The sequence below is a fragment of the Streptomyces sp. XD-27 genome (assembly GCF_030553055.1).
Classification (GTDB): domain Bacteria; phylum Actinomycetota; class Actinomycetes; order Streptomycetales; family Streptomycetaceae; genus Streptomyces.
In genome coordinates this window covers 4,340,240-4,354,034 of sequence record NZ_CP130713.1, presented here as the reverse complement: position 1 = coordinate 4,354,034, position 13,795 = coordinate 4,340,240, and the positions used below count along the sequence as shown (strand labels likewise).

At 72.1% G+C, this 13,795-nt stretch carries 11 protein-coding genes, 1 tRNA gene and 3 pseudogenes; 4 read left to right on the top strand and 11 right to left on the bottom strand.

The features are described from left to right. Positions 1–122: 122 nt before the first annotated feature. From Q3Y56_RS18625 to Q3Y56_RS18605, 5 genes and pseudogenes are all read right to left on the bottom strand, one after another. Entirely contained in the window at positions 123–1,289 is a 1,167-nt protein-coding gene (locus Q3Y56_RS18625) for a lipid-transfer protein (protein ID WP_304463037.1), read from the bottom strand. Next, positions 1,286–1,714: a MaoC family dehydratase gene (locus Q3Y56_RS18620; RefSeq protein WP_304465675.1), complete on the bottom strand. Its 429-nt coding sequence runs from the start codon at positions 1,712–1,714 to the stop codon at positions 1,286–1,288. The genes Q3Y56_RS18625 and Q3Y56_RS18620 overlap by 4 nt, the downstream gene beginning before the upstream one ends. A gap of 125 nt (positions 1,715–1,839) precedes the next feature. Then, positions 1,840–2,789 (bottom strand): annotated as a pseudogene (locus Q3Y56_RS18615) (bifunctional MaoC family dehydratase N-terminal/OB-fold nucleic acid binding domain-containing protein). Between the two features lie 521 nt (positions 2,790–3,310). Next, the gene (locus Q3Y56_RS18610) at positions 3,311–3,577 is read right to left on the bottom strand and encodes a dsRBD fold-containing protein (protein ID WP_304463036.1); all 267 of its coding nucleotides are present in this window, start codon (positions 3,575–3,577) and stop codon (positions 3,311–3,313) included. Positions 3,578–3,947: 370 nt separating this feature from the next. Next, on the bottom strand, positions 3,948–4,802 hold the full coding sequence (locus Q3Y56_RS18605) for a hypothetical protein (RefSeq protein ID WP_304463035.1): 855 nt from the start codon (positions 4,800–4,802) through the stop codon (positions 3,948–3,950). A gap of 101 nt (positions 4,803–4,903) precedes the next feature. On the opposite strand from Q3Y56_RS18605, the pseudogene Q3Y56_RS18600 reads away from it, so the two are divergent. Beyond that, positions 4,904–4,990, top strand: a pseudogene (locus tag Q3Y56_RS18600) (GntR family transcriptional regulator); the annotation flags it as partial. Between the two features lie 69 nt (positions 4,991–5,059). Here Q3Y56_RS18600 and Q3Y56_RS18595 read toward each other — a convergent pair. The 4 genes from Q3Y56_RS18595 to Q3Y56_RS18580 form a co-directional block, all read right to left on the bottom strand. Continuing rightward, the gene (locus Q3Y56_RS18595) at positions 5,060–5,818 is read right to left on the bottom strand and encodes a glycosyltransferase family 2 protein (protein ID WP_304463034.1); all 759 of its coding nucleotides are present in this window, start codon (positions 5,816–5,818) and stop codon (positions 5,060–5,062) included. A 2-nt stretch (positions 5,819–5,820) separates the two neighbouring features. Next, positions 5,821–6,609, bottom strand: coding sequence for a GntR family transcriptional regulator (locus Q3Y56_RS18590; RefSeq protein ID WP_304463033.1), 789 nt, complete (start codon positions 6,607–6,609; stop codon positions 5,821–5,823). 108 nt (positions 6,610–6,717) lie between these two features. After that, positions 6,718–6,804, bottom strand: a tRNA-Ser gene (locus Q3Y56_RS18585). A 43-nt stretch (positions 6,805–6,847) separates the two neighbouring features. Next, entirely contained in the window at positions 6,848–8,344 is a 1,497-nt protein-coding gene (locus Q3Y56_RS18580; RefSeq protein ID WP_304465674.1) for a S1C family serine protease, read from the bottom strand. A 452-nt stretch (positions 8,345–8,796) separates the two neighbouring features. Between Q3Y56_RS18580 and Q3Y56_RS18575 the strand changes: the two genes are divergently transcribed. The 3 genes and pseudogenes from Q3Y56_RS18575 to Q3Y56_RS18565 all read left to right on the top strand — a co-directional run bounded on the left by Q3Y56_RS18575 (position 8,797) and on the right by Q3Y56_RS18565 (position 11,633). Further along, positions 8,797–9,627, top strand: a complete 831-nt coding sequence (locus tag Q3Y56_RS18575) for a glycerophosphodiester phosphodiesterase (protein WP_304463032.1) — start codon at positions 8,797–8,799, stop codon at positions 9,625–9,627. Between the two features lie 67 nt (positions 9,628–9,694). Next, positions 9,695–10,207, top strand: a pseudogene (locus Q3Y56_RS18570) (ATP-binding protein); the annotation flags it as partial. A gap of 445 nt (positions 10,208–10,652) precedes the next feature. Beyond that, complete coding sequence (locus tag Q3Y56_RS18565) at positions 10,653–11,633, top strand: DUF5926 family protein (protein WP_304465673.1); 981 nt, start codon at positions 10,653–10,655, stop codon at positions 11,631–11,633. A 252-nt stretch (positions 11,634–11,885) separates the two neighbouring features. Here Q3Y56_RS18565 and Q3Y56_RS18560 read toward each other — a convergent pair whose 3' ends face one another. Next, positions 11,886–12,596: a hypothetical protein gene (locus Q3Y56_RS18560; protein ID WP_304463031.1), complete on the bottom strand. Its 711-nt coding sequence runs from the start codon at positions 12,594–12,596 to the stop codon at positions 11,886–11,888. 345 nt (positions 12,597–12,941) lie between these two features. Beyond that, the gene (locus Q3Y56_RS18555; RefSeq protein ID WP_304463030.1) at positions 12,942–13,622 is read right to left on the bottom strand and encodes a bifunctional DNA primase/polymerase; all 681 of its coding nucleotides are present in this window, start codon (positions 13,620–13,622) and stop codon (positions 12,942–12,944) included. Positions 13,623–13,795: the final 173 nt, after the last annotated feature.

Here is a 13,795-nt window from a genome sequence, read left to right as displayed (position 1 = left end):
CACGCAGGACACGCGGCCGGTTCAGCCGTCTGCGCCAGCGGTCCGCGCGAGCGCCCGCCCAGCCGTTTTCCGCCGTCTCAGCCGTCTCAGCCGTCTCAGCCGTCTCAGCCGTCTCAGCCGTCTCAGCCGTCGGCGCCGAGGATCAGCCCGGAGGTCGGTACGCCGGTGCCGGCGGTGACCAGGGCGCGCCGGGCGCCCGGCACCTGGTTGACCGCCGTACCGCGGATCTGCCGCACGGCTTCGGCGATGCCGTTCATCCCGTGCAGGTACGCCTCTCCCAGCTGCCCGCCATGCGTGTTGAGCGGCAGCGCGTCGGCGGCGACGAACCCGGCGCCCTCGCCCGGCCCGCAGAACCCGAACTCCTCCAGTTGCATCAGCACGAACGGCGTGAAGTGGTCGTAGACGATGCCGACGTCGATGTCGGCGGGCGCCAGCCCGCTGTTCCGCCACAGCTGCCGGGCGACGACGCCCATCTCGGGCAGGCCGGTCAGGTCGTCGCGGTAGTAGCTGGTCATCTGCTCCTGGGCGCGGCCCGCGCCCTGGGCGGCCGCGGTGATGACGGCGGGCGGGCGCCGGAGCGTACGGGCCCGTTCGACGCCGGTGACGACGACCGCCTGTCCGCCGTCGGTCTCCTGGCAGCAGTCCAGCAGCCGCAGCGGCTCGGCGATCCAGCGCGAGGCGGCATGGTCGGCGAGGCTGATCGGCCTGCCGTGGAAGTACGCGGCGGGGTTGGTGGCGGCGTGCCGGCGGGCGGTGACCGCGACGTGCCCGAACGCCTCGGGCGTCAGCCCGTACGTGTGCAGGTAGCGCTGGGCGGCCATGGCGACCCAGGAGGCGGGGGTGAGCAGCCCGAAGGGGAGCGCCCAGCCCAGCGCGACGCCTTCGGCGGACGGTTCGCGGTGCCGCACGCCCGCGCCGAAGCGGCGGCCGGAGCGCTCGTTGAAGGCGCGGTAGCAGACGACGACGTCCGCGACGCCGGCGGCGACGGCGAGCGCGGCCTGCTGCACGGTGGCACAGGCCGCGCCACCGCCGTAGTGCACGCGCGAGAAGAACGACAGCTCCCCGATGCCGCATGCCTGGGCGACGGTGATCTCCGGGCTCGTGTCCATGGTGAAGGTGACGAGGCCGTCGACGTCGGCGGGGGCGAGCCCGGCGTCGTCGAGGGCGGCGCGAACGGCCTCGACCGCGAGTTTCAGCTCGCTGCGGCCGGAGTCCTTGGAGAACTCGGTCGCACCGATGCCGACGATGGCGGCCCGCCCACCGAGGGCGTCCGCGCGCCGGAGGCTCATGAGGGCGCCTCGGTCCTGTACGACGCGGGCGGCTCGGTCCCATAAGGCGCGGGCGGCTCGGACGCCGGAAGCTGGATGGTGGCCGTCCCGGTGACGTGGTCGCCGAGCCGGTTGGTCCCGGTCACGGCGACCTCGGCGGTCCGGCCCGCGAGGGCGGTGACCCGCCCGGTGAGGGTCATGGTGTCGCCGGGGTGGTTGGGCGCGCCGAGCCGGATGGCCAGCTTCTGCAGCTCGGCGCCGGGCCCGGCCCAGTCGGTGACGTACCGGCCGACCAGTCCGCCCGTGGTGAGGATGTTCATGAAGATGTCGGGCGAACCCTTCTCCCGGGCGGCCTCGGCATCGTGATGGACGTCCTGGTAGTCGCGGGAGGCGAGGGCACCGGCGACGATGAGGGTGCGGGTGACGGGGACGACGAGCGGCACCAGCTCGCACCCGACCGATACGGCGCCCGGGACCGCGACCGAGCGGGCACCCGAACCGGCGCCCGAACCGATATCCGAACCGATATCCGAACCGGCACCCGGGCCGGCACCCGGACCGGACCGCGCGGTCATGCGACCTCCCTGAAGACGGGCAGCTCCAGCCCCTCCTCCACACTCCGGAACTCCAATTCCACCTTCATCCCTATCTGCACCTCCGCGCAGAGCACGCCGACGATGCCGCTGATCATCCGTACGCCTTCGGCGAGCTCGATCAGGCCCACGGCGTAGGGCGGGTCGAACGCCGGGAACGGCGGGTGGTGCATGACGACGTAGCTGAACACCGTGCCGCGCCCGGACGCCGCCACCGTGTCCCAGCACGGCGACCCGCAGGAGGCGCAGCCGGGGAGCCAGGGGAACCGAAGCGTCCCGCAGCCGGTGCAGCGCTGGATGAGCAGTCGGTGGTCGGCGACGCCGTCCCAGAATCCGGCGTTGTCGCGGTTGACGACCGGGCGCGGCCGGCGGGGAACGGCGACACCCGCACGCGCCGCACCCGCGCCCGCCCCGACTCCGCCCCTGCTGAGCGTGCGGGCCCGGGTAGGGCGGCCGCGGGCGCGTACTTGAGGATGCGGAACCGATGGGTTCCGGCGAGTTCCCCGGCCGCCCGCACCTCCATCCGCGTGGTGACGAAGTGCCCGACGCCCAGCTTGGTGATCTTGCGCGGCGACACGGACTCGATGACGGCGTCGAAGGTGATCCGGTCGCCGGGTCGCAGCGGGCGCAGGTACTCCTGCTCGCAGTCGGTCGCGACGACGGCGGTGAACCCGGCACCGTCGAGCAGCGCCAACAGCTCGTCGTACGCGGCCGAGCGGGCGTCGCCATGGCCCGAGAGGCCGCCCATCGTCCACACCTGGAGCATGGTGGGCGGCGCGACGGCGGGATAGCCGGGGTGGGTGTCCCCCATCGCCTCGCACCAGTGCCTGATCATCGGCTCGTTGACCGGGTCCTTGCCCTGGCCGCCGAGGGCGGCGGCACGGCCTTCGTAGGCGCGCAGCCGTTCGTAGAAGTCGTCGTACGCCACCGAGGCACCCCGATCGCCGCTCGCTCGCTCCCGACCGCAACTTTTCTGACTATCCGTCAGATGCTCGGCGCCCGTCAAGGGAAGAGAGAAGAGGCCGACGCCCCAAGGGAAGGGGGAGGAGGCCGCGGCACGCACGACTGCGCGGCGGTACCGGGGCACCACCGCGCAGTCGCATCTGACCTCACCCGTCCCATTCGATCAACGCATCACCACAGCTTTCGCGTCCTGTCGTCCCATGTCCGCATCCCGAGTTCTCGTTGGCCGCACCGGCGCCGTGGTGCTGGGGTGGCGCCTCGGTGCTGCGACGTCGCGAGAGCAGACTGCCCGCGGTGCCCCGGGCGAACCTCCGGCGCGCCCCAATTACCCCGCACGTATGAGCAACTGATTTCAAACCACCAGCACAACCGCGCCCCGCCCCCCGCGCCTCACGCCGCCCTCCGGGTGCCGGGACCACTCCCACGAGCAGAAAAGGAGGGGTGCCCGCAACCTCACGGGCACCCCTTCCGGCTCGAAAGCCGACATCAGACCTGCTTCTTCAACTCCTTGACCTCGGCATTGGCCTTGACCGTCAGTTGCTCGGCGAGATCCGACAGCGCCCGAGCACCCGCGAGCTCCTCACCGATGCGGGCCTCCGCGGCGTCCCGCGTATCGCGTGTGGCGCGGCCGTGCGCCCGCAGTTCCGTGCCGTCCCGAAGCCGCAACAGGGCCGCCGCCTTGGTATGCGTCTCGTCTTCGTAGAACTCGATCTCGACGTGCCATCCCGCGACCTCCACGACCTGCACCTCCACGACGAAGCTCACTGAACGGGTCGGCTGCTCGCCACCCTCACGCCCGTCGGGGCCGGCCGCGATGCTGCCTGGGCCCGCCCAACGTAATCGCTCCCGCCCGACCCCCACCCGGCCACACGCGCACGCCCGCGGAAGACCACCCATCCGGGCTGCCCGACCCGCCGGCGCGACACGAGCAGCAGGGCGCGTACCCCCAGGGCGGCTGCTTCCGAGTGAACGTTCCCAGCGGCCCGGCGCGCCGACGATGCGGCCAAGGGGCCCGAGGCGTGACGATTCAGTTCGTACGTACGTGCCGCTCCGGCGACGCGAAACGAACACGCAGGGGCGGCCGACGGGGCTGGTCCGGGGCTCCTTGGGAGCACCGAACTGCCTACTCGGCGGATTCGGTACGGTCCGCGGAGAGCACTGAGCACTTGATCGTTCCAGTGATCTGTGTGGGGTTGCTTTCCGTATCCTCCTCACCATCGCCGTTACCGGTGTCCACGGTTTGGCCAGAGGCCACCTTGTACGCGCTGGCGAACATCGTGGCCTTGCGGTCTCCGGTCTTCGCGTCGGTGACTTCGATCTCCACCGAATAGTCCGAGACCTTGGATGAGCTGTTCTTGATCGACAGGTCGGCTATCGCGTACGAGTCGCCGAGACCGTAGGGGTCACCGATCCGGCAGGACTTGAGCGTCACGTCGTCGCGCCCATCCCCCGAAGTCGAGTCCATTGACTCCTCTGTCGGTAGCGGAAACTCCTCAGCGGCACCGGAGCCGTCATTGCCCTGCACGCTGAGATCGAATTCGTCACGTAGGTTCAAACCTGGGAATCTCTTGTCGACCTTGTCAGCGAAGGCGCCGAACTGTTCCACTGCATCACCTAGCTTCGCAAACGCATCCGAGGCATCGGCAACGTCACCGGAGTCCAGGGCACACGCGCCCTTGATCGCGTCCCGCAGACTACGGAATGCCTTCTCGAGTTCGGCATTGGCATACGGTGCATCCGGAGCATCGTCAATGACGTCCTGGATCGCCTCGGCCCCGCCCTCGGCGCACACCTGACTGGTGTCGCCCTCGAGCATCTCCTCCGCCGCCACAACCGCCGGGTCCTCGACAAAGTCCTCTTGCCAGGCCCTCATATCGGCTTCCGTGACGCCCGAACCACTATCTCCCGATTCCCCTCCTCCACCACAGGCGACGATGGTCCCGCCGCCCGCCAGGATGGCCGCCGCCATGGCAGCCACCACACGGGTCCTCATGCTGATCATCTTCTTCCGTGCCGAGCAGTTTCCATCGACACATATTCCGGTTCAAGTTATACGCCCCGAATCACGCGCCCGGAACGAAGATCAGGCTGGTGGTCGCTCACGCGGTCGAACAGCCGGAGCCGCGGCAAGCTACGGCCGAGGAGGCCAACCTTCTGGGTGTGCAGACCTGGTTGCTTGGAAGAATTGCGAATGCCCGCGCCGGTGTCTCCACCGGCGCATCCCAACCCGTGCGGTCAGCGCCCTTCGTAGCGCCAGTTCTCCAGCGCGGCCAAGGCCCGGGCCCTGGCCTCCGCGACCGCGAACCGGGCCTCCCGCTCGCCTTCCTGGGCGTGTGCGGCCTGGCTGGTGACCTGGCCGGGCCACTTTCGGTAGAGCAGGCCCGTCTCCGCGTTGAACCAGCCGCGGCTGACCGCGCTCAGGGCCAGGAGCAGGCCCGTGTCCTCCGATGCGGGAAGCGCCATCCAGCCGCCGAGGGCCAGGAGCAGGTCGCGGCGCACGAAGAGGGTCGCCGGGTGGACCTGAGCTCGGAAGTTGTGCGCCTTCCAGTGCTCCAGCACGGCGCCGCGCGCGATGACTCCGTGCGACGGGTCCTGGTCGAAGCCGACCGTCGAGCCGTCCGGCAGGAGGTCCAGCACGCGTGAGGTCGACCATCCGATGCCCGGGTTCTCCTCCAGCGCGTGGAGGTCGCGGGCCAGTACGCCCGCGGTGAGCATGTCGTCGGCGTCCAGCACCTTCACGTACTGGCCTTCGGCCCGGGACAGTGCCATGGTGCGGGCCATCGCCGCGCGGCCCGCTCGGCCCTGGCCGAAGCTGACGCGCGCGTCATCGGGCACGTACGGCGCGACCGCGTCGGTCTCGCCGTCCTCCTGGATGACCCACTGCCAGTCCCAGCCGTCGGGCAGTTCCTGGTCCAGCAGCGACGTGTACGCGGAGGGCAGATGCTCGGCGGCGGGCGCGTGCACCGCAGTGATGACGGAGATCAGGTTGGTCATCGTCACCACCTGGCCAGGGGCGTCGTGAAGACGAGTTCGGTGCGGTCGCCGGGCAATGCCACGTCGGCGACCTCGACCACCCGGCCTCCGCTGTCGATCGACGTCTTGCGGAGGACGATCACCGAAACGCCCCTCGGGATGCCGAGCTCCTCGGCCTCCTCGGACGTCGGGGGACGGGCCGTGAGCCGCTCGACGACGCGGTCCAGCTCGATGCCGACCGTGAAGAGCTGGCTCTGCGTGCCGCCCGGCCACGGCTCCTTCGTCGCGTCCAGGAGGTCGGGGTTGGCCGCGACCAGGTCGTGGAGCAGGTACGAGTGCGCGACGTCGAAGGGGGCGTCCTCCTCGCGGGAGTGCGTGCGGTACGTCCGCTGAAGGAGCTTCGTGCCCACCGGCACGTCGAAGGCCGCGGCGAGGTCCTCATCGGCCGTCGCCTCGCGGTACTCGGCGTGGAAGACCAGGTCAGAGGCGGTCAGGCCGGTGTCGTGTTCCGTGGCTCCGGTCTCCAGCCGCGTCGTCTCGGGCTCACGCGCCCGGTCCTTCTCCCACTGGTGCCGCGAGTTGTCGCGCAGCACGCGCCGCCGCGGCTCGCGGACGAAGTTCCCCACACCGTGCCGCTTGTCGATCAACCCTTCGATCTCCAGCTCGGCGAGCGCCCTTTGGACCGTCGGCACACTCGTCCTGAACCGCTCGGAGAGCTTCACCTCCGAAGGCAGCTTCTGGCCGGGTGCCGGCCGCCCGCCGCGGATGTCCTGGCGCAAAGCGTCGCGAATGCGCTCATATGCCGTGGCCATATCGGGGTCACCGTCCCTCTTCGCCGGACGACCGCAGCCCAAATCCGTGCAAGGGGTGCCCCTGGAACCGGGACACCCCTTTCTGGCCGGCAGGTTCGCCGACCTGGGCGGAGGGTGTGGGATTTGAACCCACGGTGACATCGCTGCCACGACGGTTTTCAAGACCGTTCCCTTAGGCCGCTCGGGCAACCCTCCCCGCGACCGCCCCGCGGGGCATCGCGGGGATCAGCCTAGCGCGTCAGCTGTCGCCCTCGCGCTGGCCCAAGGTCAGCTGGACCGTGTGCTGCTTGCCGTCGCGCTCGTAGGTGAGGGTGACCTTGTCGCCCGGGCGGTGGGTCCAGATTTCACTGATCAGGGTCGGGCCGCTGTCGATCACCGTGTCGTCCAGCTTGGTGATCACGTCACCGGGCTTGAGGCCCGCCTTGGCGGCGGGGCCGTCGGGGATGACGGCCGGGGTGCCGTCGGTGGCGGTCTGGGCGATCTTGGCGCCCCCGCCGCCGTCCTTCATCGTCACGGTCGCCGATATGACGGGGTAGACGGGCGTACCGGTCTTGATCAGCTGCTCGGCGACGTTCTTCGCCTGGTTGACCGGGATCGCGAAGCCCAGGCCGATGCTGCCGGACTGCTGCGCCCCGCCGCCGAAGCCGCCGCCGGGGCCCGCCGACTGGATCGCCGAGTTGATGCCGATGACGGCGCCGTTGGCGTTGAGCAGCGGGCCGCCGGAGTTGCCGGGGTTGATGGAGGCGTCGGTCTGCAGGGCGCTCATGTACGAGGAATTGCCGGCGCCGCCGTCGTTGGAGGCCACCGGGCGGTTCTTGGCGCTGACGATGCCGGTGGTGACGGTGCCGGAGAGGCCGAAGGGCGCGCCGATCGCCACCGTCGCGTCACCGACCGAGACCGTGTCGGAGTCCCCGAGGGGGAGCGGGTTCAGCGTGGCTCCGGACGCGTTCTTGAGCTTGATCACCGCGACGTCGTACCCCTCGGCGCGGCCGACGACCTCCGCGTCGTACCGCTTGCCGTCGGAGAACGTCGCCGTGAGCCTGCCGGTGTCGGCGGCCGAGGCCACCACGTGGTTGTTGGTGAGGATGTGGCCCTGCTTGTCGTACACGAAGCCGGTGCCGGTGCCGCCCTCGCCGCTGCTGCCCTGCGCCTCGATCGTCACGACGCTGGGCAGCGCCCTGCGCGCGATGTCGGACACCGAACCCGGCGCCCTGCTCTCCGCCTTGGGGTCGGCTGGGGCGGAGACGGTGGTGGAGTCGGTGGCGTCGTCCCGGTCCGCGGCCCAGTAGCCGATACCGCCGCCGATGCCGCCCGCGACGAGCACGGCGGCCAGTACGGCGGCCACGACTCCACCCGAGCGCTTACGGGGCGCGGGGGGCGCGTCGGGGAGAAGGGGGACGGGCGCGGCCGGGGCGCCCCATATGCCGCCGGTACCGCTGGTCGCTCCCGCACCGCCGGTACCGCTGGTCGCTCCCGTGCCACCGGTACCGCTGGTGGCTCCCGTGCCGCCAGGAGTTCCTGCACCTCCGGCGCCGCCGGTACCGCCCGCGCCGCCCGTGCCGCCAGCGCCCGCTGCTTCCCCGCTGCCGCCCGTGCCGCCTGCCTCCGTCCACCATGCGCCGCCCGAGGCCCCCACAGCCTCGGGCGGCGCGGCGGGCGGAGCGCCTGCGGCCGCGGCCGCGGCCGGGGCCGGGGCCGGGGCCGGGGCCGGGGCCTGGGCCTGGGCCGCCGGCACGGGTGCCGGCCGGGCCTCGACGGTCGGCTGCTCCGCGGTCGGCGCCTCCCCCGCACCCGTCGTGCGGGCCTCCGCACCGGGTGCAGAGGCCTCCGCGCCCGTCGCGGAGGCCGTCTCGGGCTGGAGGTCCGGCGCCTGAGTCGCCGCGTCCGGTCCGGGCGTGGACGGGACGGCGGGGCCCTGGTTCTCGGTGCTCACAGCTTTCTCCTCAGGTGCACGACAGATTCTGGACAGCGGCCCACGACACGTACGAGCAGCATCACCCGCAAGCCTTTCCCACGGCACGTCAGACCACCGTAAGGAGGGGCGGCTCCCCGGCCCGCCGACCCTTATCCCGGACGAAGCGGCATGTTCCCGATGTATGCGGGATAAACCACCCAATCATGCCGGGCAAACCGGGCAACTTACCCCCCTCTCCGCGGGCCCGGGCCGGGCGGTGGCACCATGACGCGGTGACTTATGCGCGCCCGGACCAGGACCGGCTCCCCGGCCCGTCCCCCGTCTCCGTCGTCGCCCACCGCGGCGCCTCCGAGGACGCGCCCGAACACACCCTCGCCGCCTACCGCAAGGCGATCGAGGACGGCGCCGACGCCCTCGAATGCGATGTACGGCTGACCGCCGACGGGCATCTGGTCTGCGTCCACGACCGGCGCGTCAACCGCACCTCCAACGGCCGCGGCGCCGTCTCCTCGCTCGAGCTCTCCGACCTCGCCGCTCTCGACTTCGGCTCCTGGAAGGGGCAGTCCACCGATCGCGAGGCACCGGACCGGGACCACCGCGACAGCACCTCGGTCCTCACCCTGGAGCGCCTGCTGGAGCTCGTCGCCGACGCGGGCCGCCGCGTCGAGCTGGCCATCGAGACCAAGCATCCGACCCGTTGGGCGGGCCGCGTCGAAGAGCGGCTGCTGGCCCTGCTGCGCCGTTTCGACCTGGACGCTCCGGCCGCGGGCGAGCCGTCCGCGGTGCGCGTGATGAGCTTCTCCGCGCGCTCACTGCACCGCGTGCAGGCCGCCGCCCCGGCCATCCCGACCGTCTATCTGATGCAGTTCGTCCTGCCGCGGCACCGCGACGGGGCGCTGCCGCCGGGCGTGCGCATCGCGGGGCCGAGCATCCGGATCGCGCGGAACCACCCCGAGTACGTCGCTCGCTGGCAGCGCGCGGGGCACGGCGTGCACATCTGGACCGTCGACGAGCCCGAGGATGTCGAGCTCTGCACCCGCCTCGGCGCCACGGCAATCATCACCAACCGCCCCAAACAGGTCCTGTCCCAACTCGGCCGCTGATAGCGCCCTCATACGGCCCATTACAAGGAGTGCACCGGCGCGTTCGGTACGTATTCGATTGCGACGAGTGCGTCACCGGATGCCATGTGGCCGGTTTCCGCTCCAGTACGGCGGGGCATTCAACCCGTGGCGTGGGGCAAAGGAGGTCTCGGGGGTGGCGTTGGTGGTGGCACAGGAAGTGCCGACGTCGTCGAGCATGGCCGTTCCCCACGGTCCTGCCGGCGTGGGTCAGGCAAGGCGCCGGATGCGCGACGATCTGCGGAGAACCGGGGTACCCGATGCGGTCACAGACGATGCCGTACTGATCCTTTCCGAACTGCTGAGCAACGCGTGCCGGCACGGCCGCCCGCTCCCCGCCGAGAGCAACGGCCACGGGGCCGTCCGGGCCGCCTGGCGGGTCGACGACCGCGCGCGTCTCACCGTCGAGGTCACGGACGGCGGCGGCCCGACAAGACCGGTTCCGGCCACTCCTTCCGTCACGGCCCGAGGCGGACGGGGGCTCAACATCATCACCGCGCTCTCCCTGGACTGGGGGGTCCGGGACAGCGCCGACGAAGTGACGGTGTGGGCTGTCCTGTCCACGCGCGACGCGTTCGCTACGCGCGTCACGCTCTCAGCGGGCCCACGGTCCGGGGCGCATTCCAGGGGGCATTCCGGGGCGAATCCCGCAGCGGGTTCCGCGGCGAAGCTCGGCGGCGACTTCGGCGGCGCCGCGCTCGACGCCGAACTCGACTGCGGTCTGGAGGATGCGGGGCTCGACGGCGGACTCGACAGTGGACACGGCGGACTCGACAGCGGACTCGGCTCCCGTCGCGCACCCGGCCACGGGCCTGATCCGACACCCGGCCTCGGGCCCGATCCGGCACCCGGCCACGGACCCGATCTCGGTTTCGCGGATCTCGACGGGCTGACCTGACCGACGAGGTTCGGCCAAAGGGCTAGGCTCCCGTCCCGTACCTGCCGTACGGGATCTGATGGACCGTACGAGCCGCCACGAGCCGTACCGACCGGGAGACAGCCACACCATGGCCAAGAAGCGCCGCCCCCAGACGAAGGCCGCAGGAGCACGGGTCAGCGCCGGAGCCGCCGACGCCGCCTATCCGGTCGTGGGCGCCCGCGAGCCCTGCCCGTGCGGTTCCGGCCGCCGCTACAAGGCCTGCCACGGCCGGGCCGCCGCACACGCCGTGACGGAACTGGTCCACCGCCCCTTCGAGGGGCTGGCCGGCGAGTGCGACTGGGTGGCGCTGCGCGAGCTGGTGCCCGCCGCGACCGCCGAACTGCACCTGAAGGGCGGCCTGCCGGAGGGCGTCCCGTCCGTCACGCTCGCGACCGTCCTGCCGATGGCCTGGCCCGCGCTGCGCCGCGACAACGGGGCCGTGCTGCTCGGCCTGCAGAACGACACCGCTTCCGGCGACCTCAGCCGCGACCTGGCGGACACGCTCCAGCGCGCGCTGGCCGCCGAGCCCGGCACGCCGGTCGCCGCGGCCCGCGCGGGCACGGACGGGCCGCGGCTGCAGGATCTGCTGGACCCGGAGGCGCCGTTCACCCCGACCGTCCACGAGGGCTTCGAGTTCTGGCTGGAGGACGCGGACGCCGCCACCGGCGAGGTCGCCGCCTCGCTGGAGCGGGCGAACGCCGCCGCGACCCCCACCGCCCGCCTCACCGGCGTCGAGGCCGCGTACTGGTGCGAGGCCCCGGAGAAGAACCACCTGCGCTGGGTCATGGCGCACCCGGAGGAGAAGCTCCTGGACGCGCTCGCCCGGCTGCACGCCGCCGGTACGTCCGCGCTGGGCGAGGGCACCCGCCTCGTCGGCTCCTTCCGCGCGCACGGCCTCACGGTGCCGGTGTGGGACCTGCCGACCGCGATGCGCGCGGAGGACGTGGAGAAGCCGGCCGCCGAGTTCGCGGAGCGGCTCGCGGAGGCGCTCGCCGTGGAGTCGCCGCTGACGCCGGAGGAGCGCCGGTCGCGCGGCGGCCTCACCAACCGCCAGATCACGCTGAGCTGATCGCGGCCGCTGGACCCCGGGCCGTACCCGTGGCGAGCCGCACCGGTCCGGTGCCGTGCCCGTCGCGAGTCGCACCGGTTCCGAAGTCGCAGCCGCAGCCGGCCGTCGCGAGCCGGACGCCTTGGAGGCGGTGTCGCGCCCGCGCATGCCGCGCGTGGGCGTGACACTGCTCACAACCCCACCGATCCGAGGGAATTGAGCGTCCGGAATTCCGCGATCGAATTTGCTAACCGCCAATCTCTTGTTACGGTTCTAGAAGCCCGGTCGCTGGTGCATCCCCCGTCGCCAGCGACCGGGCGTTTCCATGCCCGGCGGCGGGTTGCTCCCCGAGCGAAGCAGCAACCGCCCCTGGGGCGAGGTCACTTCCGCCACCGCCCCGGCGCCCACCACTGCGGACGCCACGCGGCCGATCCCCGGTTCCCAGGGCGTGTCGCACGCCCCCGGAGCATCGTCGGGCGCCACCGCGCAGTGCACCTGCCGGGTCAGGCCGTCGGGGCGCATAAAAGTGAGAACGAGCGCCAAGGGCGCGTCTGTCGCGTTGCGGTAGTACGTACGCGCCCATGTGTCGCCGCCCCGGCGCATCACACAGGTCTGCGCCTCCACCCCTTCGGGTGAAGCGAGTTCGGGGCCGCAGGCGGCCGAGGTGAAGCCCGCGCGGCGATGAAAGTCCGGACCAGCCGAAAGGTCTCGGCCAATGTCCGGGGCTACATGGGGACCGCCTTTGTCAAGATCCTTTCGGTCGCGGGGACGCTCTTCGCGATCGCGACGACGGTTCTCCCGATCCGCCGACCCCGCGGCCGCACCCACCAGGGGCAAGGAGGCGGCGAGCAGCACCACACCCAGCAGGACGCACATCCGCACCCGCGACGGCAACCGCGAAGACGTCCAGAGCGGCGCCTCGGACGACGCCTCGGACGAGATGCGGGGCGGCGCCTGGGACCGGAACCGGGACGTACGGTGCATGAGCCCCTCCACGACTCGCCGGAGCGGAACGCTGTCCGGTGAGCCGCAACATAGCGGGCAGGAAACCGCATTACGGCGGGCCGCGCACCCGTTTGGCGACGTTTCACCGGGCGGCTTGCGCCCAAACGAGTGAGCGACCGCCTCGCCTCCGGACCGCGGAGCAGCTGCGCTCCGGTTCGCTCGCCGGGCACCGCGCCTCAGAGCGTGCCTCCGCACACGCCTCAGTACGCGGGGCCGCGGTCACACGAACCGCGGGACAGCCGACACCCGCACGACCCGCCGACCCGCCGACCCGCAGGACCCGCCGACCGGCCGACCAACCGACCAGCCGCCGACCGACCGGCCTCAGTACGCGAGCCTGCTGCCCCCGTCCGGTGCGTTCGCGCTCGCCTCGACCAGCGCGTCCACCACCGTCGCCACATGCGGCAGCCACGGGCCGGGCGCACGCCGCAGCGGCGCCCGCTCCCAGCGCACCCGCCCGGCGCCCGTCTCGGACGGCGGCAGCGCCACATAGCCGCCGTCGCCGTGGAACCGCAGCGAGCTGGGCACCCAGTCCTGGCGGTGCAGGAGCTCGCCGAGCTCTTCGAGGTCGTACGGGGCCACCAGCAGGGACCACCGGGTCGGCGTCGCGATCACCGGGCCGACCCGCACCCGCGCGGCGTCGAACGCGGCCAGCGCCCGCGCCCCCGCGACGGCGGGCAGACTCACGGCGCAGGGCGCCCGGCCCCCGGTCGCGAGCAGGACCGGCGCGGCCGGGCGGTTCGACCACCACCAGCGGATCATGCGGGCGTCGGTGGTCGCCGCGAGCAGCCCGGGGTCGAACGGGTGGGCGCCCGGCACCACGCAGTCCTGGTGCGGGCAGCCGCACTCCCCCGCGCGGCCGCCGGCGCCGGTCCGCATCCCCACTCCGGGGAGCACGGGCCACCGCCACTCGGTGGCGCAGGTGAGCGCCGCGCGGAGCAGCGCCGGACTCCCGCCGTGTCGCATGAACGAGAACTTGCGTCGCCTTCCGGGGATCTCGCGCATGAGCGCTCGTCCTTTCCGTGAACGCCGAGGGCCGTATCCATCGCACTACAGGGCACTACATCGCACTGCGCATTACAGGCACCGCCGCGCACCGCCGGGCGCTGCCGACCCACCGGGCACCGCTGTAACACCGCGCATTGCTGGGCATTGCTGGGCACTACGGGCATTGCTGG